Origin of the sequence: Paraliomyxa miuraensis, assembly GCF_026337845.1 — a bacterium.
Classification (GTDB): domain Bacteria; phylum Myxococcota_A; class Polyangia; order Nannocystales; family Nannocystaceae; genus Paraliomyxa; species Paraliomyxa miuraensis.
Genome location: NZ_JAOVZF010000004.1, coordinates 1 through 205 on the forward strand (window position 1 = coordinate 1; position 205 = coordinate 205).

A 205-nucleotide genomic window follows, 5' to 3' on the forward strand; every position below is an offset into this window, starting at 1 on the left:
GCGAAGGAGAGCAAGGAAGGTGCGCCTGGGTTCCCGGACACGAGCCACGGCGAGGACGAGGAACTCCCGCCGCCCACGGCGTCGGCCAAGGCGTGCTGCTCGCGAGAGACACCCAAGGAGGAGGTCTGCAGCGCACCCGTGTGCCAGATCGCGGCGGGGCTGAAGGAAGAACCGAAGGCAGACACGGCCACGGACGCTCAGACCG

1 protein-coding gene is annotated in these 205 nt (G+C 69.3%); it reads left to right on the forward strand.

The window, feature by feature from the left end:
- A partial coding sequence (locus OEB96_RS00015) for a hypothetical protein (RefSeq protein WP_266213322.1) occupies positions 1 to 205 on the forward strand: 205 nt, incomplete at both ends.